Below are 25,842 nucleotides of genomic sequence, written 5' to 3' on the forward strand. Positions count from 1 at the left end.
TGACCGCGGGCCGCCGGGTGGCCTTGCGCAGCGTATCCTTGCGCAGGGTGATCTGCGCCTCGCCCTTCAGGATCGGCTTGGCAGCCTCGGTCATGCGCAGCGCGCCGTGGCGTTCGGGGTCGGGGCGCACCAGGTCGTGACCCATCATCTGTCGGAAGATCGCCTGCCATTGCGGGCGCGACCAGTCCTTGCCAATGCCGTAGGTGGGCAATTCGTCATGCCGCCGCGCGCGGATCTTGTCGGTGTCGTTGCCCAAGAGGATGTCGATCAGGTGGCCCGAACCAAACCATTCCTCGGTACGCAGGATTGCCGAAAGGGCCATGCGCACTGGCGTGGTGCCGTCGAACAGCTCGGGCGGGCTGTCGCACAGGTCGCATTTGCCGCAGGGCTCGGCCTGTTCCCCGAAATAACCCAGCAGAGTCTGGCGGCGGCAGTGCAGCGCCTCGGCCAGACCCAGCAGCGCGTTCAGACGGGCATGGTCGGCGGCGCGGCGTTCAGGTGGGGCCAGACCCTCGTCGATCTGGCTGCGGCGCAGGCGGATGTCGTCGGGGCCGAACAGGGTCAGGGTCTCGGCCGGCCCGCCGTCGCGGCCGGCGCGGCCGATTTCCTGGTAATAGGCCTCGATCGATTTCGGCAGGTCCGCATGGGCGACCCAGCGGATGTCGGGCTTGTCGATGCCCATGCCAAAGGCCACGGTGGCCACCACGATCAGCCCGTCCTCGCGCGCGAAGCGGGTTTCGACGATGCGGCGGTCCTCGGCCTCCATCCCGCCGTGATAGTGGCAGGCGCTGTGTCCTTTTTCGCGCAGGGCCTGCGCCAGCACTTCGGTCTTGTTGCGGGTGCCGCAATAGACGATGCCCGACTGGCCCCGGCGGGCATCGGCGAAATCCAGGATCTGCTTGCGCGGGCTGTCCTTGGCGGCAAAGGCCAGGTGGATGTTCGGGCGGTCGAAGCCACGCAGGAACTTGCGCGGGGGCTTGCCGTCGAACAGTTTCTCGACGATTTCGTCTTGCGTTTCCGCGTCCGCCGTGGCGGTGAAGGCGGCCAGCGGCACGTCCAGCGCGCGGCGCAGCTCTCCGATCCGCAGGTAGTCGGGGCGGAAATCATGACCCCACTGGCTGACGCAATGGGCCTCGTCCACGGCGATCAGGCTGACATTGATCCGCCGCAGCATCCCCAGCGCCGAGCCCGCCGCCAGCCGTTCGGGCGCCATGTAGAGCAGCTTCAGCCGCCCGGCCTCGAGCGCCTCCCACACGGCGTCGGTTTCCTCGGGCGTGTTGCCCGAGGTCAACGCACCAGCCTCGACACCGGCCTCTTGCAGCCCGCGCACCTGGTCGCGCATCAGCGCAATCAGCGGCGAGATCACCACGGTGACCCCGTCGCGCAGCAGGGCAGGTAGCTGATAACACAGGGATTTGCCGCCCCCGGTGGGCATGATCGCCAGCACGTTCTCGCCGGCGGTCACGGCATCGACGATCTTTTCCTGCCCGGGGCGGAACTCATCGAATCCAAAGACATCTCGCAGCAGAGGCGCGGCGTCGAACATGTGCGGGGGTGCCCTGTTTCAAGATTTGACTGCTCTTGAACGGACAATCACACAGTCGGAATCGGGGAACAAGAGGTCAGTAGAAATAGACCGCGTTGTTGATGAGGATGATCCGCAGCGCATAGACCCCGATCAGCACCACCAGCGGCGTCAAGTCCAGACCGCCCATGTTGGGCAGAATGCGGCGGATCGGGCCATAGATCGGCTCGAGCAGGCGGTTCAGGCCGTACCAGATCTGGGCGACCAGCTGTTGATGCAGGTTCAGGACCTGGAAGTTGATCAGCCAGCTCATGATCACATGGGCCAGGATGATGAACCAGACGATGTCCAGGATCAGCAGCAGGATTTGGATCAGCGACAGCATGGGCACCTCGTTTTCCGTACGGGCTGAGACCTAAGTGCCCGGGCGGCAATAGGCAAGCCCGCAGTCACAGAACGCTTGCGAAATGGCCCGAAGGCCCGTCTTATGAAATCAAAAGCAGGCAAGGGGCAGAGATGGCAGAGATTTCCAAGCGCAGGCGCATCTGGGGCTGGTGGTTTTTCGACTGGGCCAGCCAGCCGTATCACACCCTGTTGGTGACCTTTGTCTTTGGCCCTTATTTCGCCGGCGTTGCGGCTGAATACTATGCAACCGCAGGGATGGATGCCGAAGCTGCCGCCGCGCAGGCGCAGACGGTCTGGGCCAACTGCCTGACGATCACCGGGCTGATCATCGCTTTCGGCGCGCCGCTGTTGGGGGCCTTGGCCGATGTCTCGGGGCGGCGCATCCCATGGATATTTGCCTTTTCCGTGATGTATGCCGTGGGGTCTGCGGCGCTGTGGTTCACGCTGCCGGACGGGTCGAACATGTGGCTGATGCTGTCGGCCTTCGGTCTGGGCTTCGTGGGGGCGGAATACGCGCTGATCTTCATCAACTCGCAATTGCCCGATCTGGGTGATGACAACGAGGTGGGCGAGATCTCGGGCTCGGGCTTTGCCTTCGGCTATTTCGGCGGGCTGATTTCCCTGGCGATCATGCTGGCGCTGTTCGTCGAGCAGCCCAACGGCAAGACGCTGATCGGGATGGAGCCGCTGTTCGGGCTGGACGCCGGCGCGCGCGAGGGCACGCGCTTTGTGGGGCCGTTCACCGCCGGGTGGTTCATCCTGTTCATGGTCCCGTATTTCCTGTGGGTTCGCGACGATCCGGCAGCCGACAAAAAGGGCAGCGTATCCGAAGCGCTGCGCCTGCTGGGAAAATCCGTGGCCGCTCTGCGGTACCGGGTCAGCCTGGCCAGCTATCTGGGGTCATCGATGTTCTACCGGGATGCGCTGAACGGGCTGTACAGTTTCGGCGGCGTCTATGCGCGGCTGGTGCTGGAGTGGGACCTGATCAAGATCGGCATCTTCGGCATCATCAGCGTGCTGGCTTCGGCGGTCTTCGCCTGGATCGGCGGCAAGCTGGACCGGAAATTCGGCCCCAAGCCGGTGATCCTGACTGCGATCTGGGTCTTGATCCTGGTTTGCACCACCATCGTGTCGATGGACCGTTCGCAGATCTTCGGCATCGCCCTGCCCCAAGGGTCGGGCCTGCCGGACATTGTGTTCTTTGGCTGCGGCATCCTGATCGGCGGGATGGGTGGCATTCTGCAATCGGCCAGCCGGTCGTTGATGGTGCGCCACACCGACCCGACCGCCCCGGTCGAGAGCTTTGGTCTTTATGGTCTGTCGGGCCGCGCCACCGCTTTTGCGGCGCCATTGATGATCGGAATTGCAACAACCGCGACCGGCAGTGCGCGGTTGGGGGTGTCTCCGATCGTCGGGTTGTTTATTCTGGGATTGTTCCTAATGCGCTGGGTCAAACCGGAAGGGGATCAGAGCAGATGATTTCATTACGTTTTTTGGTATTTTTGGCAGGAATTGCGCTAGCCGGGGCGGCCGGGGCCCAACCGCTGGCCAAGCAGTTGTTCGGGGCTCAGAAGTACAGTTCGCAACAAAAACCGGCCGCTTTCGGCAGTTATTCGCGCGGATGCGCGGCCGGATCGGTGCAACTGCCCGAGACCGGACCCACCTGGCAGGCGATGCGTCTGTCGCGCAACCGCAACTGGGGCCATCCGCAATCCATCGACTTCGTGCAGGACCTCAGCCGTTTTGCGGCAAAGCAACCGGGATGGAACGGGCTGTATATCGGGGATATCAGCCAGCCGCGGGGCGGGCCGATGACCTCGGGCCACCGCAGCCACCAGCTGGGCCTCGACATCGACATTTGGATGCTGCCCGGTGACAACATGCGCCTGTCGCGCAAGGCGCGCGAGAATATCTCGTCAATCTCCTTGCGCCGCGCGAACGGCGCTTATGTGAATGGCAACTGGACAAAACAGCACCACGCCATCCTGCGCGAGGCGGCCAAGGACAAACGCGTGGCCCGCATTTTCGTGTTTCCGGGTGCCAAGGTTCAGATGTGCAACGACGAGACCGGCAACCGCGCCTATCTGCGCAAGATTCGACCCTGGTGGGGGCATCATTATCACTTCCACGTTCGGCTGAACTGCCCGCGCGGTTCGCGCGGTTGCGTCAATCAGGATCCGCCTCCCAAGGGCGACGGCTGCGCCGAGGCCGAACAGTGGGTGCGCAACATCTTGAACCCTCCGCCGCCCGACCCCAACGCGCCACCACCGAAGAAACGGCGTGAATATGTTCTGGCGGATCTGCCCCAGCAATGCGCTGCCGTCTTGCAGTCCAACTGATCGCCAGCCTGTTTCTGGCCGGTTCCGCCTGGGCGGTCGAAGTCAAATCGGCCGAATATCTGGGCAGCTTTGCATGGCGCGCCAGCCATGACTGGTTCGGCGGTTTCTCTGCCATCCATGTCTCGGAGGATGGGCAGCAGGCCTGGGTGCTGAGCGACCGGGCCATGCTGGTATCGGCCCGCCTCGACCGGGATGGCGATCGGATCGCCGGGGTGCGCATCGTGTATCATGAACCGCTGAAGTCCAGCCGCGGGCGGGCGCTGCGCGGCGGTGTCGGCGATTCCGAGGGGCTGGCGCTGGCGCCCGACGATAGCTTCTACATCTCGTTCGAAGGTGTGCATCGCGTGGCCCACTACGCAACGCCAAAGGCCCGCGGCCGCGTTCTGCCGCGACCCGCCGAGTTCGACGAGCTGGAGCGGAACGGTTCGTTCGAAGGTCTGGCCATCGACGCGCAGGGCCGCCTGTACACGCTGCCCGAGAAAAGCCGAACGGCAAATGGCGACATCCCGGTCTATCGCTGGAACGGGCGCGCCTGGTCCACCCCCTTCGTCCTGCCGCAACGGGGCCGCTTTCTGCCGGTGGCCGCCGATTTCGGCCCGGACGGGCGGTTCTACGTGCTGGAACGCGCGGTGGCTCTGATCGGGTTCCGGTCGCGGCTGCGTCGGTGGCAGGTCGACGGTGATACACCCACGGCCGAAGAAACCCTGTTTCAGACGGCAACCGGAACTCATGACAACCTCGAGGGGCTGTCCGTCTGGCGCGACGGGCAGGGGCGGATGCGGGCCACGATGATCTCGGATGATAATTTTCTGGCGCTGCAACGCACCGAACTGGTCGGATATCTGCTGCCGGATTGACACGGGCCGATACCGGGTCTAGAAGCGCGGCTTGCCTTGGGACGGTCCCTTGGCCAAGTCGCCGCTACCTTGTCAAAACGGGCATCAGAACATGCAACGCAACTTTTTCCCCGGCATTCTTGCCATGGCCGCCATTGTCGTGGCCTCGAACATCCTGGTCCAGTTCCTGATCTTTGACGGGCTGTTGACCTGGGGTGCCTTCACCTATCCGCTGGCCTTTCTGGTCACCGACATCATGAACCGCGTCTATGGCGTGGGCCCGGCCCGCAAGGTCGTGTTTGCCGGCTTTGTCACCGGCGTGATCTGCTCGCTGATCGGCAGCCAGATCATGCTGCAGGGCGACGGTTTCACCTACGCTGCCGTGCCATTGCGCATCGCCGTGGCTTCGGGAACCGCGTTCCTGATCGCGCAGCTGACCGACGTCACCGTGTTCAACGCCATGCGCGAAGGCCGCTGGTGGCGCGCGCCGCTGGTATCCACACTGGTCGGATCGGCGCTGGATACCGCGATCTTCTTCACCATCGCCTTCTCGGCCTCGGTGACCTTCTTCGGCGCCGATGCGGATGCGGCCATCAACTGGGCGTGGGAGCCCGTGCCCTTCATGCTGTCGGGCCCCGAGGCGCCCTTGTGGGTGACGCTGGCCTTTGCAGACTGGCTGGTGAAGCTGTCGCTGGCCCTGGTCGCGCTGATCCCCTTCAAGGTGATCGTTGCGCGATTGACCGCTGCACAGCCTGCGTAAAAAAAGTGCTTTGAGAATGGCGCATCTTGTGTCACGCTTCTTTTCAACCGCAACAGATAGAAAAGGAGGTGATCCAGTGTCGAGAAAGAGATTGGAGAGAGGTGTCGGAACAACCGGGGGGACCGCCTGCTAGGGCAGCCCTTGGCGGAGCGCGCGCTCCGGCTGGTCGATTGATCTAACCGACCCGACCTCCTGAACTTTCGAAGGGCCGTCCCGCCGGGGCGGCCCTTTCTGTTTCCGGGTGGCGCCTGTAAGGTCGCGCCCATGTTGCGCATCACCGACGATATCACCCTGCACGATTGGGAAATGACCGAGAGCTTCATCCGCGCCTCGGGTCCCGGCGGGCAGAACGTGAACAAGGTCTCGACCGCGGTCGAGCTGCGCTTCGAGGCGGCGCGCTCGCCCTCGCTGCCCGATCCGGTCAAGGCGCGGCTGAAACGGCTGGCCGGGCGGCGCTGGACCAAGGATGGCGCGATCATCATCCAATGCGACGAGACCCGCAGCCAGGCCCGCAACCGCGAGATCGCCCGCGCCCGTCTGGCCGAGCTGATCGGCAAGGCGCTGGTCAAACCCAAGCGGCGGATCGCGACGAAACCCACCTATGGCTCGGTCAAGCGCCGGCTGGCGGCGAAAAAGGCCCGGTCCGACGTCAAGGCGCTGCGCGGCAAGGTGGCGGAAGATTGATCTGGCATCTTTCCCTGCCGTTGCTAGTCTGACCGCGACAGGCGGCAGGGAGGCAAGGCCATGAGGCTGGAGGGAAAAACCGCAATCGTGACCGGCGGCGCATCCGGGTTCGGGGCCGGGATCGTGCAGAAATTCCTGACCGAGGGCGCACGGGTGATGATCGCCGACATCAACGGGGATGCCGCGCGTCACATGGCGGCAACGCTGGGCCCTCTGGCCGACCACTGCCAGGTGGATGTCTCCGACGGCGACTCGGTCCAAGCGATGGCGGATGCGGCGCTGCGACTCTACGGCCATCTGGACATCCTGGTGAACAATGCCGGTGTGACCCACCTGCCGACGCCGCTGGAGGAGGTCAGCGAAGAAGATTTCGACCGCGTCTATCGTGTGAACATGAAGTCGGTCTTTCTGACTGCGCGGGCGCTGGTGCCACATATGAAATCGCGCGGGGCGGGGGCGATCCTGAACGTCGCCTCGACCGCCGGATTGTCGCCGCGCCCGAATCTGAACTGGTACAACGCCTCCAAGGGCTGGATGATCACCGCAACCAAGACCATGGCGGTCGAGCTGGCCGCCTCCGGTGTCCGCGTGAACGCGATCTGCCCGGTAGCGGGGGAAACGCCCCTGCTGAAATCCTTCATGGGCGAGGACACGCCCGAAATTCGCGCCAAGTTCCTGTCGACCATCCCGTTGGGCCGGTTCTCGACCCCGCAGGACATGGGCAACGCCGCCTGTTTCCTGTGCTCGGACGAGGCCAGCATGATCACCGGCACTGCGCTCGAGGTGGACGGGGGCCGCTGCATCTGAGCCAGTCCTTCATCTGGCCAAAAATATCCCCGTCGGAGGCAGCGCGTCTGCCCGCTTTCCCGCAGTAAAGGACAAACCCAAATGACCCCCGGACCCAGAAACCTGATCACCGACGTGCCCGGCCTGTTGGTGGGCAACGCACAGGACGCGGCCCTGAAATCAGGTGTCACCGTCCTGACCGGAGATCAGCCCCTGCGGGCCTCGGTGCATGTGATGGGGGGCGCCCCCGGCACGCGCGAGACCGATCTTCTGGCCGCCGACAAAACCGTCGATCGGGTGGATGCGATCGTGCTTTCGGGTGGCTCGGCCTTCGGGCTGGATGCCTGTTCGGGCGTGATGGACGGGCTGCATGCCCAAGGTCGTGGGTTTCAGGTAGGGTCGGCCGTGGTGCCGATCGTACCCGGTGCGATTCTGTTCGACCTTCTGAACGGCGGCGACAAGGCGTGGGGTGAAAACCCGTACCGCGCTTTGGGCCGGGCCGCATTTGACGCCGCAGCGGACACGTTCGATCTGGGCAGCGCCGGGGCCGGAACCGGCGCGCTGACGGCCATGTGCAAGGGCGGGCTGGGCTCGGCCTCGGCGATTTTGCCGGGCGGCGTGACCGTGGGTGCGCTGGTTGCGGCCAACCCGTTGGGCAGCGTCACCACCCCGGGCGACCAGCATTTTTGGGCCGCCCCGTTCGAGATCGGGGCCGAGTTCGGCGGGCTGGGGCCGGATGCGGCGTCCGGTCTGGGGGTTCCCGCGCCCAGCCGCAAGGCCCGGGCAATGGGCCATCCCCCGCCCGACAAGGCCAACACGACCATCGCCATCGTCGCCACTGATGCGGCCCTGACCAAACCGCAGTGCCAGCGCATGGCTGTGGCCGCCCATGACGGTATCGCCCGCGCCATCCTGCCCGCCCACACGCCGGGCGACGGTGACTTGGTGTTCGGCGTCAGCACGGGGCGGACCCCTTCGGCCGATGTTGATCTGGCTCTGCTGGGCCACGCCGCTGCCCTGTGCCTGACCCGCGCTATAGCGCGCGCGGTCTACCATGCGAAACCGGCGCCGGGCGACCTTCTGCCGTGCTGGTCGGACCTGCAAAACACGCCTTGAAAATAGCCCTTTCGAATGCGTCAGGTCACCGCCGCGCGTCAAATTGCGCATTGACTTCGCGCGGGTTTGATACTGGTTAAAGGGCAGCCAATTCATATCGGAGCAACGCCAATGAAACGTATCATCGCGACTGCCATCGTCGGCCTGCTGGCCGTGCCGGCCCTGGCCGAAGGCGACGCCGAAGCCGGCGCCAAGACCTTCAACAAGTGCAAGTCCTGCCACATGATCGCAACACCCGAGGGCGAGACGATCGTCAAGGGCGGCAAGACCGGGCCGAACCTGTATGGTATCGCGGGCCGTACCGCCGGCACCGAGGAAGGCTTCAAATACGGCGCCAGCCTGGTTGCGGCCGGTGAAAAAGGCCTGGTCTGGGACGAGGAAAGCTTCGTCGGCTATGTTCAGGACCCCAAGGCGTTCCTGAAAGACTACCTGGGTGAAACCTCGGCCAAGTCGAAGATGACCTTCAAGTTGAAAAAGGGTGGCGAAGACGTCTTTGCCTATCTGCAAAGCGTTTCGGCCGAATAAGCCGCACTTGCCAAAAAACCGGAACAAGTACAAAAGGCCGCAGCCCTGCGGCCTTTCGTGCGCTTGATTGAAACGTCGATCATCGCCAGATTCGTCGCGGACCAACAACGCTGCGCCCGACCCACCAGCGCATCGCGCCCAGTCGCCGATGCCGCCAGAGCGACGCAGTCACATCAGGAGAGGACAGATGGGAATCATGATCCCGGCTTGGGTTCATGGCGAGCTGACACCCGTGGACAAGCTGGAAGCCCACGAAAAGGGGCTCAAGCACAAGGCGGTCTCGGTCTTCGTCGTGCGGGGCACCGAGATTCTGATGCAGCGTCGCGCGCTGGGCAAATATCACACGCCCGGCCTGTGGGCGAATACCTGTTGCACCCATCCCGACTGGGACGAAAACTCCTCGGACTGCGCCGTGCGCCGTCTGCGTGAGGAGTTGGGCATCACCGGGCTGTATCCTGAATACCGGCACCGGCTGGAATATCATGCGGATGTCGGCAACGGGATGGTCGAGAACGAGGTCGTAGACGTGTTCCTGGCGCATGTGCGCGGGCCGCTGAAGATCGAGCCCAATCCCGACGAGGTGATGGAGATCCGCTGGATCGACTATCACGATCTGCTGGCCGAAGTGCGCCGTCATCCCGAACGGTTCACCCCGTGGCTGAAGATCTACCTGCACAACCACGCTGACACGATCTTTGGCCCCGACCTGATCATCTCGGCCAAATCCTGACGCGCCCATCTTGCAAGGGCTGACGAAGCCGCATACATCACGGCGTCATGGCCAAGCAAAAGCAGAAGACAGACCCCAATTACAAGGTGATCGCCGAAAACCGGCGGGCCCGCTTCGATTACGCGATCGAAGAGGATATCGAGTGCGGCATCGTGCTGGAAGGGTCCGAGGTCAAGTCTCTGCGCGCGGGCGGGGCGAACATCGCCGAAAGTTATGCCGCTGTCGAGGATGGCGAACTGTGGTTGATCAACAGCTACATCGCGCCCTACGAGCAGGCCAAGGCGTTCAAGCACGACGAGCGCCGCCGGCGCAAGTTGCTGGTCTCCCGCAAGGAGCTGTCGAACCTGTGGGCCGCCACCCAGCGCAAGGGCATGACGCTGGTGCCGCTGTTGCTGTATTTCAATCACAAGGGCCGGGCCAAACTGAAGATCGGCATCGCCAAGGGCAAGAAGATCCACGACAAGCGCGAAACTCAGGCCAAGCGCGATTGGTCGCGCCAGAAACAGCGTCTGCTGAAGGATCACGGCTGACCCGGGCTGCGCCGCGGGTCAGAGTGGATCAGAACGCCATGGTGGCCTGCACCGCCCGTTTCCAGCGCGCATAGGCCGCTTCGCGGTCAGCCTCGGGCAGGATCGGTTCGAACCGTTGGTCCAGCGCCCAGGTGTCGGCAAATCCGGCCTGATCGGGATAGACCCCGGCCTTCATCCCCGCCAACCAGGCCGCGCCCAGCGCCGTGGTTTCCTGCATCACCGGCCGGTCGACCGGCGCGCCCAGGATGTCCGACAGACCCTGCATCGCCCAGTCGGACGCGCTCATCCCGCCATCGACCCGCAGGATCACGTCCGCGTCGGCGCCCCAATCGCCCTGCATCGCGTGCCACAGGTCGCGGGTCTGGAAGGCGATGCTTTCCAGCGTGGCCCGTGCGATCTCGGCCCGACCCGAGTTGCGGGTCAGACCGAACATGGCGCCGCGGCAGTCGGGCTTCCAATAGGGCGCACCCAGCCCGGTGAAGGCGGGCACCAGCACGACATGCTGGTTGGGGTCGGACTGCGCGGCCAGTTCGCCGCTTTGCGGGGCCGAGTCGATGATCTGCAGCGCGTCGCGCAGCCACTGCACCGCCGCGCCCGCGATGAAGATCGAGCCTTCCAGCGCATAGGTCCGCTGACCGTCCAGCTGATAGGCGATGGTGGTCAGCAGGCGGTTTTTCGACTCCACCGTCTGCGTGCCGGTGTTCAGCAGCGCAAAACAGCCCGTGCCATAAGTGGATTTCATCATGCCCGGCTGGAAACAGGCCTGCCCGATCGTGGCGGCCTGCTGGTCACCGGCCACGCCCAGAATCGGGATCGCCCCGCCAAACAGGCTGGCCTGGCCGAAATCGGCCGCGCAGTCGTGCACCTCGGGCAGCATCGACAGCGGCACGTCCAGAAGATCGCAGATCTCGGCGCTCCAGTTGCCCTTGTGGATGTCGAACAACAGGGTGCGCGCGGCGTTGGTGGCGTCGGTGGCGTGGACGCGGCCCTCGGTCAGGCGCCAGATCAGGAAACTGTCGATGGTGCCGAACAGCAGCTCGCCCGCCTCGGCCCGGTCGCGCGCGCCGGGTACGGTGTCCAGTATCCACTTGACCTTGGTGCCCGAGAAATACGGGTCGAGCAGCAGGCCGGTTTGGGCGGTCACGTCATCCTCGCAGCCCGCGTCGCGGAACCGCCGGCAGATCTCGGCGGTGCGGCGGTCCTGCCAGACGATGGCGTTGTGGATGGCCTTGCCGGTCGTCTTGTCCCAGACCACGGTGGTTTCGCGCTGGTTGGTGATGCCGATCCCGGCGATCTGGTCGGCCGAGGCACCGACCTCGTCCATCACCTGCCGGCAGACGTTCAGGACGCTGTCCCAGATTTCCTCGGGGTCGTGCTCGACCCAGCCTTCCTGCGGGAAATACTGGGTGAATTCCTGCTGTGCGGTGCCCACGCGCTGCATCTGCGCGTCGAACAGGATCGCGCGCGAGGACGTGGTGCCTTGATCGATTGCCAGAATATAGGTCATGCCCGTGCTCCCCCTGTCGTCATTTTCAGGGGACATTAGGCGATTGGTCAGGGCCGTTCCAGACCCCAGTTTCAGGCCACCGGCACGTCGATATTGTCGATTAGGCGCACGCCCTCCAGCCAAGCGGTGGCGAACAGGCGCGCGGGGCGGGTGGCGGCGGTCAGCGGCGTAAGCGTTTCGGCGCAGCGCAGGTCGATATACTCCACTTCGGAAAAGCCTGCCGCCAGCAGCGTGTCGCGGGCCGGCCCCACCAGATCCGCGAACGCGGCGCCCTGCGCCAGTTGCCCGGCCATGTCCTGCATCACCGCATGCATCCGCGCCCCGGTCACCAGCCCCTGGTCCGACAGACGCAGGTTGCGTGAGGACATCGCCAGCCCCGAGGGCTCGCGCACGGTGGGGCAACCGATCACTTCGATCGGGATGTCCAGATCGCGGGCCATGCGGCGCACGACCATCAACTGCTGATAGTCCTTTTCGCCGAAATAGGCTCGGTCCGCCTGCGTCTGCAGGAACAGTTTCGCCACGACGGTCGCCACGCCGTCGAAATGTCCGGGGCGGAATTCGCCCTCCATCACGTCGGTGAGGCCGGCGACGGACACAGTGGTGGCGAATCCGTCGGGATAGATCTGGTCTGGGTCGGGGACATAGATCGCGTCGACCCCCAGCGGCGCCAGCTTGGCCGCGTCGTCCTGCTCGGTGCGGGGGTACTTGGCCAGATCCTCGGGATTGTTGAACTGTTTGGGGTTGACGAAGATCGTCACGATCACCCGGTCGCAATCGGCCCGCGCCGCCTGAGCCAGCGACAGGTGCCCCTGATGCAGCGCGCCCATGGTGGGCACCACGCCGATGGTCTGGCCTGCCCGGCGCCAGGCCTGGGTCATGGCGCGCAGGTCCGGCAGGGTGCGCAGGATGGGCGCGGTCATGCCTTGCCCCCCTTGGCGGGAGCCTGATCGGCAAACACATGCTCGGCGGCCGGGAAGGTGCGGGCACGCACCTCGGCGGCGTATTCGGCGATGGCGGCCTCGGCCAGCGGGCCCAGATCGGCATAGCGTTTGACGAATTTCGGCTTGAATGCGGTGAAGAAGCCCAGCATGTCATCGACCACGAGGATCTGACCGTCACAGCCCGCCGAGGCGCCGATGCCAATGGTGGGAATGGGCACCTCGGCGGTGATGCGGTCGGCAAGTCCCTGCGGAACCTTCTCGAGCACGACGGAAAACGCCCCGGCCTCGGCCACGGCGCGGGCGTCGGCCAGCACCGCCTCGGCCTGTTCGTCGCGGCCCTGCACCTTGTAGCCGCCCAGCGTGTTGATCGACTGCGGCGTCAGACCCACATGCGCCATCACCGGGATGCCGCGCTTGACGAGAAAGCGGATGGTCTCGGCCATCTCGACCCCGCCTTCCAGCTTGACCGCGCCCGCCCCGGTTTCGGCCATCAACCGGGCCGCGTTGCGGAAGGCCTGCGCGGGACCTTCCTCGTAGCTGGCAAAAGGCATGTCGATGACCATCATCGCCTTCTCCAGCCCGCGGGCGACGGCCTGGCCGTGCAGGATCATCATCTCCATCGTCACGCCAAGGGTCGAGGTCAGCCCATGCAGCACCATGCCGACGCTGTCGCCCACCAGGACGAAATCGCAATGGGCATCCATCAGCCGTGCCATCGGTGTCGTGTAAGCGGTCAGGCTGACCAGTGGCTCGCCGCCCTTTCTTGCTCGGATATCCTCAGCGTTCGGGGCTTTCTTGCGGGCTGTCGCGCTCATCTTGGGTCCTGTGGACAAGTCATGTTGCAGCGCGGCATAGCAGAGAGCGTCTCCGTTTTCAAAGACCGGTTGCGCCAACAATTCCTTGATTGACCTGAGGTTTGGGGGAACAGTGATTGCAGGCGGCCGCGAAATACCGGGCTGCGACGTAAGCATAGGGGAGGGAATTTTCATGACGAAATCAAGGTATCGCGCCTTTGCGTCCGCCTTGGCGGTGGGCGCCAGCCTGTTTGCGACCCAGGGCTGGGCGCAGTCGGACATCACCATCGCCATGCAGCTGGAGCCGCCGCATCTGGACCCGACCAGCGCCGCCGCGCAGGCCATCGACTCGGTGGTCTATGCGAACGTGTTCCAGGGTCTGACCCGCTTCATGGGGGATGGCTCGATCGTGCCGTCGCTGGCCGAAAGCTGGGACATCTCCGAGGATGGCAAGACCTACACCTTCAAGCTGCACAATGGCGTGACCTTTCACGATGGCACCACGATGGATGCCGAGGACGTGAAGTTCAGCCTCGACCGCGCCACCGCCGAGGACAGCGCCAATGCGCAGAAGGCCCTGTTCGCCGGGATCGAGTCCGTCGAGGCCGTGGACCCGCTGACCGTCAAGATCACCCTGACGGAACCGAACGGCAATTTCCTGTTCAACCTGGCGTGGGGCGACGCGGTGATCGTGGCGCCGGAAAGCATCGAGAACATCAAGACCAACCCGATCGGCACCGGCCCCTACACCTTTGCCGAATGGGTGCAGGGCGATCGCGTCGTCTTGCGGCGCAACCCCGATTACTGGGGCGAGCAGCCGGCGCTGGAAAAGGCGACCTTCAAGTTCATCTCGGACCCGACCGCCGCCTTTGCCGCCGTGATGGCCGAGGACGTGGACGTGTTCACCGGCTTCCCGGCCCCCGAAAACCTGCCGCAATTCGAGGCCGATCCGCGGTTCCAGGTGCTGGTCGGCTCGACCGAGGGCGAAACGATCCTGTCCACCAACAACAAGCGGCCGCCGTTCGACGATGTCCGCGTGCGCAAGGCACTGGCCCATGCCATCGACCGGCAGGCCATCATCGACGGCGCGATGTTCGGCTACGGCACCCCGATCGGCACCCATTTCGCGCCGCACCACCCGGCCTATGTCGACCTGACCGGCAACTCGGCTTATGACCCAGAACAGTCCAAGGCCCTGCTGGCCGAGGCAGGGTTCCCGGACGGGTTCGAGACCACCCTGCACCTGCCGCCGCCTTCCTATGCACGGCGCGGGGGCGAGATCATCGCCGCGCAGCTGGCCGAAGTCGGCATCAAGGCCGAGATCATCAACGTCGAATGGGCGCAGTGGCTGGAAAGCGCGTTTAAGGGCAAGGATTACGGCCTGACCATCGTCAGCCATACCGAGCCGATGGACATCGGCATCTATGCCCGGCCGGACTACTATTTCCAGTATGACAATCCCGAGTTCCAGAAGCTGATGGAAACGCTCAACGCCACGACAGACGAGGCCAAGCGGACCGAGTTGCTGCAGCAGGCGCAGCGGATCATCGCCGAGGATTACGTCAACGGATACCTGTTCCAGCTGGCGGCGCTGAGCGTGGCCAAGGCCGGCGTCAAGGGCCTGTGGGTCAATGCGCCGACGGCGGCGACCGACCTTGCCGCGATTTCCTGGTCCGAGTGACCGCAAAGGCAGAAGGCCCGGGTGCCCGGGCCTCCGCATTCACCCCAAAGTGGTGGTCCGCATGTATTTTCTGCGCCTTTCGCGTCTTTTGATCTTCAACTTCGCCCTGCTGCTCGCCGGGCTGTGCCATTCGCTCGGTCCGGCCAGCGCTCAGGATCTGTTGTCCGAAGGCTTTGCGACAAAGGTGGAAATCCCCGACGAACCCTTGCAGGTCGGCATCGGCATCCATATCGACCAGATCACCGGCGTCGACCAGAAAGCCGAAAACTATGGCGCCGTGGTGGTCATTCGTGGAGAATGGAAAGATCCGGCACTGGCCTTCGATCCGGAAGAAAGAGGGCGAGAGGTTCTGGTGGTCGATCCAAAGAAGCTTGCCGATTACGCGACCTCCATCGGAACGGTCATTCCCGTCTTCGTCATCCAGAACCAGCAGTCCAACCGCTGGATCCACGAATCCGTGGCCGCGGTCTATAGCGACGGCCGGGTCATCTATGTCGAGAAATCGTCCCTGACGTTGCAGGCACCCCATTTCAACTTTCTGAAATACCCGTTCGACACCCAGGAGTTCCACTTCAAGGTGGAATCGATCCTGCCGTCTGAATTCGTGTCCTTCGTGCCGCTACGCGAATTTTCGGGGCTGGGGGATCAGCTGGGAGAGGAAGAGTGGATCCTTGGCAACGACAGGATGGAGAAGAACCACGTCATCGGCGTATCGGGGCGGATCAGCGACCAGGTGGATCTGGTCTTCGAAGGCAAGCGGCACCTGACCTATTACATCATCCGGGTCTTCCTGCCGATGCTGGTTCTGATCACCGTCAGCTGGGCTTTGTTTTTTCTGGATGAATACCGCAAGCGGATCGAGATGTCCGGGGCCAACCTGCTGGTTTTCATCGCCTTCAACTGGGCGATCTCGGCCGACCTGCCCAAACTGGGGTATCTCACCTTCGTCGACTTCATCCTGCAGTGGATGTTTTTGGTCACGGGCGCGATCATTGTCTTCAACGTGGTGCTGCGAAAGATCAAGATTTCGGGGCGCGACGACCTCGCCCGCAAACTCGACAATTACGTTATCAAGTGGATCTATCCGCTGGGCTATGCCGCGATCGTGGGCTGGGCGGTTTATGCCTATCTGCTAGCATCTTAGGCGCTGGACCCAGGGCAAAACCGCGCCTAACGTGGCACTGATGCTTCGCTATGCGTTCAAACGCCTGATTTCGCTGGTTCTCAGCCTTGCGGTCGCCTCGGTGGTCATCTTCGCGGTGATCGAGGTGGCACCCGGCGATCCGGCATCCTTCATGCTGGGGGTGAACGCGCAGCCCGACACGCTGGCGGCCTTGCGCGCCGAGCTTGGCCTGGATGTGCCCAAGATCGAGCGCTATTTCACTTGGGTCGGCGGGATGCTGACCGGCGATTTCGGCACCTCCTACACCTACCGCACACCGGTTTCGACCATGATCGCGGACCGGATGTGGGTGTCTCTGCCGCTGGCGCTCTATGCGCTCACGCTGTCGACGGCCATCGCCTTTCCGGCGGGCATCTATGCGGCCTCGCGGCGCGGCCGGCCCGGGGACATCACGGTGATGGGCGCCACCCAGCTGGGCATCGCGGTGCCGAATTTCTGGTTCGCGATGATGCTGGTGCTGATCTTTGCGATCAATCTGCGCCTGTTCAACGCGGGCGGCTTTGCCGGGTGGGAAAACGGCATCTGGACCGGCCTGCATTCGCTGACCCTGCCGGCCATCGCGCTGGCACTGCCGCAGGCGGCGATCCTGGCGCGGGTGATGCGCTCGGCCCTGCTGGACATACTGGGCGAGGATTTCATGCGCACTGCCCGCGCCAAGGGCCTCAGCCGCCGTCAGGCGCTGTGGCGGCACGGGGTGCGCAACGCGCTGATCCCGGTGCTGACGATCATCGGGCTGCAGTTTTCCTTCCTGCTGGCCGGGGCGATCATCATCGAACAGGTCTTCTACCTGCCCGGTCTCGGGCGGCTGGTGTTTCAGGCGATCTCGTCGCGCGACCTGATCGTGGTCGAGTCGGTGGTCATGCTGCTTGTCTTCGCGGTCATCACCGTCAATTTCCTGGTCGATCTGGCCTATGCCGCCGTCGATCCCCGGCTGAGGAGCCGCACATGAGCCGCAACCTGATCCTCGGCGCATGCCTGTCGTCTCTGGTGGTTCTCGCAGCGCTCGTGTCCTTTGTCTGGACGCCCTATGACCACGCCGCACTGAACATTCCTGACAAGCTGCAACAACCCAACGCGCAGCACTGGTTCGGCACCGATCATTTCGGGCGCGATCTGTTCTCGATGATCATGGTGGGAGCGCGCACCTCTATCGCGGTGGCGCTGGTGGCGGTGGGCATCGGCATGGCGCTGGGCGTGCCGCTGGGCCTGACGGCGGCGGCGTGCAAGGGGTCTTGGCTGGACGAGCTGATCATGCGCGGCAACGATCTGGTCTTTGCCTTTCCCTCGCTGGTCATCGCCATCCTGATCACCGCCGTCTTCGGCGCGGGCGCGATCAACGCGATCATCGCGATCGGCATCTTCAACATCCCCGTCTTTGCCCGCATCACCCGCGGCGCGGCCCTGTCCCTGTGGGAGCGCGAGTTTATCCTGGCGGCCCGTGTCGCGGGCAAGGGCGCGGCGCGGATCTCGGCCGAGCACATCCTGCCCAACGTCGCCAACCTGTTGATCGTGCAGGGCACCATCCAGTTCTCTCTGGGTATTCTGGCCGAGGCGGGTCTGTCCTATGTCGGTCTGGGCGCGCAGCCTCCCACGCCCAGCTGGGGCCGGATGCTGGCCGACGCGCAGACAATGGTCAGTTTTGCCCCGCATTTGGCTCTGATTCCGGGGCTGGCGATCATCGTCACGGTGCTGGGGCTGAACCTGATGGGTGACGGGCTGCGCGACTGGCTCGACCCCCGCATCCGGGTGGCGCGCGCATGAGCTTGCTGGAAATCCATAACCTGTCGCTGTCGATCCACGCCGTCGGCATCCTCAAGGACGTAAGCCTGTCCGTCGATCCCGGACAGATCGTGGCCGTCACCGGCGAGAGCGGTTCGGGCAAGTCGATGACGGCGCTGGCGGTGATGCAGCTTTTGCCCAACGGGGCGCGGATATCGGGGGCGCTGCGACTGGACGGGCAGGACCTGCTGGGCCTGCCCGAGGCCGAGATGTGCGCCCTGCGCGGGGCGGCGATCGGCATGGTGTTCCAGGAGCCGATGACGGCGCTCAACCCGGTCCAGACCATCGGGGCGCAGGTGATGGAGACCATCCTGATCCACAAGGCGATGCCGCCCGATCAGGCCGAGGCCCGTGCTCGCGAGGTTTTGACCCGCGTCGGCCTGCCGCCCGAGAGGTTCCCGCTGGACCGCTACCCGCACGAGTTGTCGGGCGGGCAGCGACAGCGGGTGGTGATCGCCATGGCCATCGCGCTGCGCCCCCGGCTGCTGATCGCGGACGAGCCGACGACGGCGCTGGACGTGACCACGCAGGCGCAGATCCTCGATCTGCTCAAGGGTCTGGTCACGGAATACGGCATGGGCCTGTTGATGATCACCCATGATCTGGCGGTGGTGGCGGACATGGCCGACCGGATCGTGGTGATGCGCAACGGCGAAGTGGTCGAGGCCGGGCCTACGGGTCAGCTGCTGACCAACATGCAGCATCCCTACACGCGGATGCTGTTCGACGCCTCGAACCACCAAGTCGAACTGCCCGCCCCGGCGGCCCCGGCGCCTCTGCTTTCGGTCTCGGAGGTGGTGCGCGACTATCGCCTGCCGCGTGTGCGGCTGTTCGAAAAGCCCGGCCATCATCGCGCCGTGGACAATGTGAGTTTCACGCTGAATAGGGGCGAACGCCTTGGGCTTGTGGGCGAGTCCGGTTGCGGAAAATCGACTCTAACGCGGGCCATTTTAGGGCTCGAGGAGGTGCAGGGCGGGCAAATTCTGCTGGACGGCCAGCCGGTGTTCACCGGGCACAAACCCAACCTGGCCGTGCGCCGCAAGATGCAGGTGGTGTTCCAGGACCCGTTCGGCAGCTTCAACCCCCGGCACCGGGTTGCCCGCCTGATCACCGAACCTTTTCACCTGCTGGAAACCCCGCCCACCGGGTCGGAACGGCAGGATCGCATCGCCGAGATGCTGACCGCCGTGGGCCTGTCGCCCGACGATGCGTGGAAATACATCCACGAATTCTCGGGCGGGCAGCGCCAGCGCATCGCCATCGCCCGCGCGCTGATTATCCGGCCCGAGCTGATCTTGTTCGACGAGGCCGTCTCGGCGCTGGATGTCTCGGTCCGGGCACGGATCCTCGACCTGCTGGCCGAGCTGTGTGCGACCTATGACCTGACCTACCTGTTCATCAGCCATGACCTGAGCGTGGTGCGCACCATTACCGACCGGGTGATGGTGATGCAGTCGGGTCGGATCGTCGAGCAGGGTGAGACCGAGCGCGTGTTCTCGGACCCGCAGCACCCCTATACGCAAACCCTGATCCAAGCCGTGCCGAAATTGCCCGATCTCGGGCAAGGCGCAGCATGAAACCTCTTTGTTAGAGCCTGTTTTGGAGGCAGATATGCAAAATCCCATCTGGTTTGATTCTACCTTGTGCCTGATCGGCGGCTATTGGGTCGCGAGCGATGACACGCTTGATCTGACCAACCCGTCCGACGGCACGCCGCTCGGCCGAATTGCGCGCGGTGGGGCGCCGCAGATCGATGCCGCCGTGCAGGCCGCGCAGGCCGCGCTGGACGGCGACTGGGGCCGGATGACCGCGCTGGAGCGGGGCCGCATCCTGACCCGTCTTGGACAGTTGGTGCAGGACAGGATCGAGGAGCTTGCGCTGCTCGAAGCGTTGGATGTTGGAAAACCGCTGACCCAGGCGCGCGCCGACGCTCTGGCGCTGGCGCGCTATTGCGAGTTCTACGGCGGTGCGGCGGACAAGGTGATGGGCGAGACCATCCCCTATCTCGACGGCTACACCGTCTATACCCTGCGTGAGCCGCACGGGGTGACCGGCCATATCGTGCCTTGGAACTACCCGATGCAAATCATCGGCCGCTCGGTCGGGGCGGCGCTGGCCATGGGCAATGCCTGCGTTCTGAAACCGGCGGAAGAGGCCTGTCTTACCGCGCTGGCCTTTGCCCATCTGGCAACCGAGGCCGGGCTGCCGCCCGGGGCGTTGAACGTGGTTCCCGGCATCGGGGCCGAGGCGGGCGCGGCCCTGTCGGCGCATCCGGGTGTGCATCATATCTCGTTCACCGGATCCGTGGCGACGGGCGCGCTGGTGCAGCAGGCGGCCGGACGCAATGTGGTGCCGGTGACGCTGGAACTGGGCGGGAAATCTCCGCAACTGGTGTTCGATGATGCCGATCTGGAGGCCGCGTTGCCGTTTCTGGTGAATGCGGGCATCCAGAACGCGGGTCAGACCTGCTCGGCCGGGTCGCGTGTTTTGGTTCAGCGCGGCGTCTATGCCGAGGTCAAGGCGCGCATGGCCGCCGCCTATGCCGACCTGACCGTCGGCCCCGCGACCGAGGATCTGTGCGTCGGGCCGCTGATTTCGGATCGGCAGAAGCAGATCGTGACCGGCTTTCTGGCGCAGGGGGGCGATCTTGAGATCGCCGCACAGGGCCGGATCGTGGATCACGCGCCGCCGGGCGGGGCCTATGTGCGCCCAACGCTGTTTGGTGACGTGCGGCCCGATCATCCGCTGGCGCAGCAGGAAATCTTTGGCCCGGTGCAGGTTCTGATCCCTTTCGACACCGAGGAACAGGCCATTCGAATCGCCAACGGCACCGACTATGGGCTGGTGGCCGGGGTCTGGACGCGGGATGGCGCGCGGCAGATGCGGCTGGCCAAACGGCTGCGCGCGGGGCAGGTGTTCATCAACAATTACGGCGCGGGCGGCGGGGTCGAGCTGCCGTTCGGCGGGGTCGGAAAATCGGGCCATGGCCGCGAAAAGGGGTTCGAGGCGCTGTACGGTTTTTCCCAGCTGAAAACCGTAGCCGCCCATCACGGCTGAGCCGGGCTAGACGATCACTTCGATCGCCTCTTGTTCGCCCACGCCAAAGACGCGCTTGTAACGCTCGATTTCGTCTTTCGGCCCCATCGCCTTTTCGGGGTTGTCGGACAGTTTCACCGTCGGCCGCCCATTGGCCGAGACTGCCTTGCACACCAGCGAGAACGGCGCCAGCGCATCCCCCGGCACCAGACCGCGGAAATCGTTGGTCAGCAAGGTGCCCCACCCGAACGAGACCTTCACCCGACCCGCGAATTGGCCCTGCAATTCGCGGATCTTGTCCACATCGAGCCCGTCCGAGAAAATGATCCGCTTCTGGCTTGGATCCTCGCCGCGCGATTTCCACCAGTTTATGGCGATCTCGGCGCCTCTGGCCGGATCGCCGCTGTCAATGCGGATGCCGGTCCAGCCGGCCAGCCAGTCGGGTGCGCGGTCCAGAAACCCCTTGGTGCCATAGGTGTCGGGCAGGATGATCCGCAGGTTGCCGTCATGTTCGTCATGCCAGTCGCTCAGCACGTCATAGGGCGCGCGGGCCAGTTCTTCGTCGGTTTCGGCCAGCGCCGAATAGACCATCGGCAGTTCATGCGCATTGGTGCCGATCGCCTCGACCTCGCGCCGCATGGCGATCAGGCAGTTCGACGTTCCCGTGAAAGCCGGGCCCAGCCCCTCGATCATCGCCTGCACGCACCAGTCCTGCCACAGGAAGGAATGCCGCCGTCGGGTGCCGAAATCGGCGATGCTGAGGCCTTCGATCGCGCGCAGTTTTTCGATCTTTTCCCAGACGCGGGTCATGGCGCGGGCATAAAGAACCTGCAACTCGAACCGGCGCATGTCGTTCAGCACCGCGCGTGAGCGGAGCTCCATCAGCACCGCCAGGGCCGGAATCTCCCACAGCATGACCTCGTGCCATTTGCCCTCGAAGGTCAGCTCGTACTGATCGCCGCGGCGTTCGAGGTGATAGGGCGGCAGGCGCAGATTCTCGAACCATTCCATGAAATCGGGGCGGAACATCTGGCGCTTGCCGTAGAAGGTGTTGCCCCGCAGCCAAGTGCTTTCACCCCGGCTGAGGCTGAGCGAGCGGATATGATCGAGCTGTTCGCGCAGCTCGCCCTCGTCGATCAGCTTGGCCAGCGGAACGTGATTCGACCGGTTGATCAGAGAAAACACGACCGTCGTTTGGGGCTTGTTGCGAAACACTGACTGGCACATCAGCAGTTTGTAGAAATCCGTGTCGATCAATGACCGCACGATCGGGTCGATCTTCCATTTGTGATTGTAGACACGGGTCGCGATGTCGACCATGGGGAGCTCCTGCCATTTCCGTTGTTAGATCAATCGGTGCGGTGATTGGCAAGAGTCCCGGATCTGTTAACAATGCCAAGGACAGGTCACAATCCGGGCATAAAGTCCGATCCTTTCGCGATCTAGTGAGGGGGGTGGGATGGGACCAGAAGTTTGTAAGTGGTGAATGAGTCTGACGTACGATTTTGATATTGTAACGATTGCTGAAGAATCCGAGACGGAAAACCCTGAGGCCGGTGCCCAGGTGGCGGGGCGGCATGTCTATGCCGTGTTTCGCGATATCCGCACGGCGGATGCGCTGCGCCGGGCCTCGCCCAGAATCCGCAGGATTTTCGTGGATGCCGGTTTCAGTCTGGAATCCAGACGGACCGGGCTCGAGCGCGATCTGTACCCGGCAGAAGATGCCGAGGCGCGCGCGCTCATCCTGCGCCGGTTGTTCGACAACATTCGGAACCGGGGCGTTCAGGGCCAGTATTGCGGCACGTTCGACATCCTGGCGTTTCTGCAACATGTACGTCGTGCGCAGCCGCTGCCCCGCAGGCCGGTCCAAGAGAGACCAAAGCCGGCCCGGGCCGGTGCCGACGCGAAGAAGACCGCCCGCCGCTCGATCGTGGGCCGGGTCGGGTTCGCGCTGGGGCTGGCAGTCATCCTTTTCGTCGTGCTGAAATATCTGGCGGCCACCGGGGCGACGCCCTGATCAGAGCAGCGCCACACCTGCCGTTTGCATGGCTTGCTCGGCCGTAGCCAGCGACCCGTCTAGGTCGATCGCCCGGCAGGCGTCGGTTCTGACGGTCACGTCAAAGCCCAGCCGGGCCGCATCCACCGCCGAATAATGCACGCAGAAATCGGTCGCCAGGCCCACCAGCGTCAACCGGTCTATCCCACGCGTGCGCAGATAGCCTTCCAGCCCGGTGGGTGTGGTCCGGTCGTTTTCGAAGAAGGCCGAATAGCTGTCGATCGCGCTCCGGAAGCCCTTTCGCAGGATCAGGTCGGCATCGGTGCGCAGGTCGGGGTGGAATTCGGCGCCGAGTGTGCCCTGCACGCAATGGTCGGGCCACAGGACCTGTGGGCCATAGGGCATTTCGACCAGATCATAAGGTGCCTTGCCCAGATGGGATGACGCGAACGAGGAATGACCTGCCGGGTGCCAGTCTTGCGTCAGGATCACCGCGTCGAAATCTGGCATCATGGCATTGATCGGGGCAACGATCTCATCCCCGTTGGGAACCGCCAGCGCGCCGCCGGGGCAGAAATCGTTCTGGACATCGATCACGATCAGGGCATGGGTCATGGCAGCCTCCTTTGCGTGTGCTATCGGTAGGGGGGCGGGCGGTGGTCGTCAATGCGGTCTCTTGCGTTGCGGGGGGCCGCGCATTAGATCGCGGCCATGTACACGATCGCCGCACTGTATCACTTCACCCGTTTTGCCGACCCGGACGCCCTGCGCGCGCCGCTGTTGGAGCTGTGCCGCGCGCAGTCGGTCAAGGGCACGCTGCTTCTGGCGCATGAAGGCATCAACGGCACCATCGCCGGCCCCCGCGCCGGGATCGACGCGGTGCTGGCGCATATCCGGGCGCTGCCGGGCTGTGCCAACCTGGAATGGAAAGAGGCCACCGCCAGCCAGCCGCCGTTTGGCAAGATGAAGGTGCGCCTGAAGAAAGAGATCGTGACCATGGGCCAGCCGGATGTCGATCCGCGCGCCCGCACCGGCCATTATGTCGAGCCGCAGGACTGGAACGATCTGATCCGCTCGGATGATGTGGTGGTTATCGACACGCGCAACGACTATGAGGTGTCGATCGGCACATTCGAAGGCGCAATCGACCCTAAAACGGACAGTTTCCGCGATTTTCCCGCTTGGTGGGAGCAGAACAAGCATAGGTTCCACAACAAGCGCGTCGCCATGTTCTGCACCGGCGGCATTCGCTGCGAGAAATCCACCAACTATCTGCTTGGGCAGGGGGTCGAGGATGTCTACCACCTGAAGGGCGGCATCCTGCGCTATCTCGAGGAGGTCCCGCCCGAAGACAGCACCTGGAAGGGTGAATGCTTCGTGTTCGACAACCGCGTGTCGGTGGGGCACGGGCTGGTCGAGGGGCCGCACCAGCTGTGTCATGGCTGCCGCCGCCCGATCCTGCCCCAGGACATGGAGCGCCCTGAATACGAGCATGGCGTGTCTTGCCACCAATGCATCCACGAGACGTCCGAGGCCGACAAGGCGCGGTTCCGCGAACGGCAGAAACAGATCGCGCTGGCGCGGGCGCGAGGCGAAGAGCATCTGGGCGGTCAATAGAGAACCGCGAAAGCGCTTGTGATGGCGGACGCTTCGGTGAAGGATGACCGAAGCCGAACCGCCGAGGATGACAGATGCCCGCCGACCCAACCACCTTCGAGGACTGGAAGCCCACATTGCTGGCCGCGCTGGGGCTGATTCTTGTCAGCACGATGGCCTGGTATCTGCTGTCGCATCTGAACGAGGCGACCGCGGGCACCACGATCGGGACCGCCACGACGATCGGGCTGGCGTTTTTGCTGGTGTGGCAGACCTGGTACTACATGACTCGGGTCCGCAACCCCAAGCGGCAGCTGCTGCTGATGGGGATCTCGTTCATTCAGGCGGTGCCGTTCCTGTTTGCAGCCGTCTATGGGTCATATGGGTATCACGACCTGTGTGTCGAGGGCGCGCGCCGCCCCAGCGATGTGCTGTATTTCTCGTATGTCACCTTCACTACGGTCGGGTTCGGCGACCTGCGGCCCATCGGCGTCTGCCGGGCCCTGGCCGTGGCCGAGGCCATCACCGGATATATCCTGCTGGGCCTGTTCGTGGCCGCCGCCGTGGGCCTGTACGGCAGCACCCATCGCGCCCGGCGAAACCACTGACGCTTACTTGTTGCGGTCGATCCACTGTGACATGGCACGTTTGTCGCGAAAGCACTCATCCGGGATCGGGCGGCGCTTGCTGCGCGAAATACGTTCGGCAAATACCACCTGCTTGCCGGTGGGATAGTTTGCAAAGGGCGACGTGTCCCTTGGTTTGTGTGCTGAAATCCAATCGGACATTGACCGTCGGTCACGCTGCGCTTCGACGGGAATCTCCAGCGCGGCCTGATGGGCGATCGCGCGGGCATAGCGCATCTGCCGATCCGTGACCGGCATTAGGTGATAGTCGTTTGTGGGCTCCATCCGGGCCGTAATCTGCCGGGATCGTTGCATCGTGCAATCCTCCGATCATATGGAACATAAATAGAACATTAACAAAATTTTTCAAGTTTCCTTGCGGATTCAGCGGCGGAAACTGGCCGATGCCAGTGTTTTATTGACTGACCAATCAACAACCCTTAACTGCGGTTGGAACCCATTTG

Annotated in this window: 27 protein-coding genes; 19 read left to right on the top strand and 8 right to left on the bottom strand. The window is 64.0% G+C overall.

All coding sequences use genetic code 11. From position 1 onward, the window contains the following. On the bottom strand, positions 1-1,546 hold a 1,546-nt coding region (locus AC2FME_RS06220), incomplete at its 3' end, for a RecQ family ATP-dependent DNA helicase (RefSeq protein ID WP_496799929.1). A 76-nt stretch (positions 1,547-1,622) separates the two neighbouring features. Continuing rightward, a complete protein-coding gene (locus AC2FME_RS06225) occupies positions 1,623-1,910 on the bottom strand; it encodes a YggT family protein (protein ID WP_005980077.1) in 288 nt (95 codons plus the stop codon). A 131-nt stretch (positions 1,911-2,041) separates the two neighbouring features. Here AC2FME_RS06225 and AC2FME_RS06230 point away from each other — a divergent pair, with 131 nt between their 5' ends. The 10 genes from AC2FME_RS06230 to smpB all read left to right on the top strand — a co-directional run bounded on the left by AC2FME_RS06230 (position 2,042) and on the right by smpB (position 10,236). Next, positions 2,042-3,409 (top strand): MFS transporter, encoded by a 1,368-nt coding sequence (locus AC2FME_RS06230; protein ID WP_496799930.1) that lies wholly within the window; start codon positions 2,042-2,044, stop codon positions 3,407-3,409. After that, positions 3,406-4,269 (top strand): penicillin-insensitive murein endopeptidase, encoded by an 864-nt coding sequence (gene mepA, locus AC2FME_RS06235; protein ID WP_496799931.1) that lies wholly within the window; start codon positions 3,406-3,408, stop codon positions 4,267-4,269. Before AC2FME_RS06230 ends, mepA begins: the two co-directional genes overlap by 4 nt. Beyond that, positions 4,242-5,126, top strand: a complete 885-nt coding sequence (locus AC2FME_RS06240; RefSeq protein ID WP_496799932.1) for an esterase-like activity of phytase family protein — start codon at positions 4,242-4,244, stop codon at positions 5,124-5,126. The genes mepA and AC2FME_RS06240 overlap by 28 nt, the downstream gene beginning before the upstream one ends. 91 nt (positions 5,127-5,217) lie before the next feature. After that, positions 5,218-5,865, top strand: a complete 648-nt coding sequence (locus tag AC2FME_RS06245) for a queuosine precursor transporter (protein WP_496799933.1) — start codon at positions 5,218-5,220, stop codon at positions 5,863-5,865. Between the two features lie 264 nt (positions 5,866-6,129). Continuing rightward, complete coding sequence (gene arfB / locus AC2FME_RS06250; protein ID WP_005980088.1) at positions 6,130-6,549, top strand: alternative ribosome rescue aminoacyl-tRNA hydrolase ArfB; 420 nt, start codon at positions 6,130-6,132, stop codon at positions 6,547-6,549. Positions 6,550-6,609: 60 nt separating this feature from the next. Then, a complete protein-coding gene (locus tag AC2FME_RS06255) occupies positions 6,610-7,356 on the top strand; it encodes an SDR family oxidoreductase (RefSeq protein WP_496799934.1) in 747 nt (248 codons plus the stop codon). 81 nt (positions 7,357-7,437) lie between these two features. Beyond that, positions 7,438-8,451 (top strand): P1 family peptidase, encoded by a 1,014-nt coding sequence (locus AC2FME_RS06260; protein WP_496799935.1) that lies wholly within the window; start codon positions 7,438-7,440, stop codon positions 8,449-8,451. Between the two features lie 111 nt (positions 8,452-8,562). Next, entirely contained in the window at positions 8,563-8,976 is a 414-nt protein-coding gene (locus AC2FME_RS06265) for a c-type cytochrome (protein ID WP_496689530.1), read from the top strand. A 187-nt stretch (positions 8,977-9,163) separates the two neighbouring features. Continuing rightward, positions 9,164-9,706 (top strand): isopentenyl-diphosphate Delta-isomerase, encoded by a 543-nt coding sequence (gene idi / locus AC2FME_RS06270; protein WP_093964071.1) that lies wholly within the window; start codon positions 9,164-9,166, stop codon positions 9,704-9,706. A gap of 47 nt (positions 9,707-9,753) precedes the next feature. Beyond that, the gene (smpB, locus tag AC2FME_RS06275; protein WP_496799936.1) at positions 9,754-10,236 is read left to right on the top strand and encodes an SsrA-binding protein SmpB; all 483 of its coding nucleotides are present in this window, start codon (positions 9,754-9,756) and stop codon (positions 10,234-10,236) included. Positions 10,237-10,264: 28 nt separating this feature from the next. Here the strand turns inward: smpB and glpK are convergent, their stop codons facing one another. The 3 genes from glpK to panB all read right to left on the bottom strand — a co-directional run bounded on the left by glpK (position 10,265) and on the right by panB (position 13,502). Beyond that, positions 10,265-11,743 (bottom strand): glycerol kinase GlpK, encoded by a 1,479-nt coding sequence (glpK, locus tag AC2FME_RS06280; RefSeq protein WP_496799937.1) that lies wholly within the window; start codon positions 11,741-11,743, stop codon positions 10,265-10,267. Positions 11,744-11,814: 71 nt separating this feature from the next. Then, entirely contained in the window at positions 11,815-12,666 is an 852-nt protein-coding gene (panC, locus tag AC2FME_RS06285; protein ID WP_496799938.1) for a pantoate--beta-alanine ligase, read from the bottom strand. After that, entirely contained in the window at positions 12,663-13,502 is an 840-nt protein-coding gene (gene panB, locus AC2FME_RS06290; RefSeq protein ID WP_496680030.1) for a 3-methyl-2-oxobutanoate hydroxymethyltransferase, read from the bottom strand. Before panB ends, panC begins: the two co-directional genes overlap by 4 nt. A gap of 172 nt (positions 13,503-13,674) precedes the next feature. On the opposite strand from panB, the gene AC2FME_RS06295 reads away from it, so the two are divergent. From AC2FME_RS06295 to AC2FME_RS06320, 6 genes are all read left to right on the top strand, one after another. Beyond that, positions 13,675-15,162, top strand: coding sequence for an ABC transporter substrate-binding protein (locus tag AC2FME_RS06295; RefSeq protein ID WP_496799939.1), 1,488 nt, complete (start codon positions 13,675-13,677; stop codon positions 15,160-15,162). Positions 15,163-15,223: 61 nt separating this feature from the next. Then, on the top strand, positions 15,224-16,306 hold the full coding sequence (locus tag AC2FME_RS06300) for a ligand-gated ion channel (RefSeq protein WP_496799940.1): 1,083 nt from the start codon (positions 15,224-15,226) through the stop codon (positions 16,304-16,306). Positions 16,307-16,346: 40 nt separating this feature from the next. Next, a complete protein-coding gene (locus AC2FME_RS06305; protein WP_496800109.1) occupies positions 16,347-17,294 on the top strand; it encodes an ABC transporter permease in 948 nt (315 codons plus the stop codon). Beyond that, positions 17,291-18,106 carry an ABC transporter permease gene (locus AC2FME_RS06310; protein WP_496799941.1) on the top strand — a complete coding sequence of 272 codons (816 nt, stop codon included), beginning with the start codon at positions 17,291-17,293 and terminating at the stop codon, positions 18,104-18,106. The genes AC2FME_RS06305 and AC2FME_RS06310 overlap by 4 nt, the downstream gene beginning before the upstream one ends. Next, a complete protein-coding gene (locus AC2FME_RS06315; RefSeq protein ID WP_496799942.1) occupies positions 18,103-19,701 on the top strand; it encodes an ABC transporter ATP-binding protein in 1,599 nt (532 codons plus the stop codon). Before AC2FME_RS06310 ends, AC2FME_RS06315 begins: the two co-directional genes overlap by 4 nt. A 34-nt stretch (positions 19,702-19,735) precedes the next feature. Continuing rightward, positions 19,736-21,181: an aldehyde dehydrogenase family protein gene (locus AC2FME_RS06320; protein ID WP_496799943.1), complete on the top strand. Its 1,446-nt coding sequence runs from the start codon at positions 19,736-19,738 to the stop codon at positions 21,179-21,181. 6 nt (positions 21,182-21,187) lie between these two features. On the opposite strand, the gene pncB is transcribed toward AC2FME_RS06320, so the two are convergent. After that, a complete protein-coding gene (gene pncB / locus AC2FME_RS06325) occupies positions 21,188-22,480 on the bottom strand; it encodes a nicotinate phosphoribosyltransferase (RefSeq protein WP_496799944.1) in 1,293 nt (430 codons plus the stop codon). A 166-nt stretch (positions 22,481-22,646) separates the two neighbouring features. Here pncB and AC2FME_RS06330 point away from each other — a divergent pair, with 166 nt between their 5' ends. After that, a complete protein-coding gene (locus AC2FME_RS06330; RefSeq protein WP_496689549.1) occupies positions 22,647-23,177 on the top strand; it encodes a hypothetical protein in 531 nt (176 codons plus the stop codon). Here the strand turns inward: AC2FME_RS06330 and pncA are convergent, their stop codons facing one another. Continuing rightward, a complete protein-coding gene (gene pncA / locus AC2FME_RS06335) occupies positions 23,178-23,771 on the bottom strand; it encodes a bifunctional nicotinamidase/pyrazinamidase (RefSeq protein ID WP_496799945.1) in 594 nt (197 codons plus the stop codon). It lies immediately after the preceding gene. Between the two features lie 96 nt (positions 23,772-23,867). On the opposite strand from pncA, the gene trhO reads away from it, so the two are divergent. Then, positions 23,868-24,773: an oxygen-dependent tRNA uridine(34) hydroxylase TrhO gene (gene trhO, locus AC2FME_RS06340; protein WP_496680021.1), complete on the top strand. Its 906-nt coding sequence runs from the start codon at positions 23,868-23,870 to the stop codon at positions 24,771-24,773. Between the two features lie 74 nt (positions 24,774-24,847). After that, the gene (locus tag AC2FME_RS06345; RefSeq protein ID WP_496680019.1) at positions 24,848-25,360 is read left to right on the top strand and encodes a potassium channel family protein; all 513 of its coding nucleotides are present in this window, start codon (positions 24,848-24,850) and stop codon (positions 25,358-25,360) included. A gap of 3 nt (positions 25,361-25,363) precedes the next feature. On the opposite strand, the gene AC2FME_RS06350 is transcribed toward AC2FME_RS06345, so the two are convergent. Then, a complete protein-coding gene (locus tag AC2FME_RS06350; protein WP_496799946.1) occupies positions 25,364-25,693 on the bottom strand; it encodes a hypothetical protein in 330 nt (109 codons plus the stop codon). Positions 25,694-25,842: the final 149 nt, after the last annotated feature.

The sequence above is a fragment of the Ruegeria sp. BHSC026 genome, from assembly GCF_059613065.1.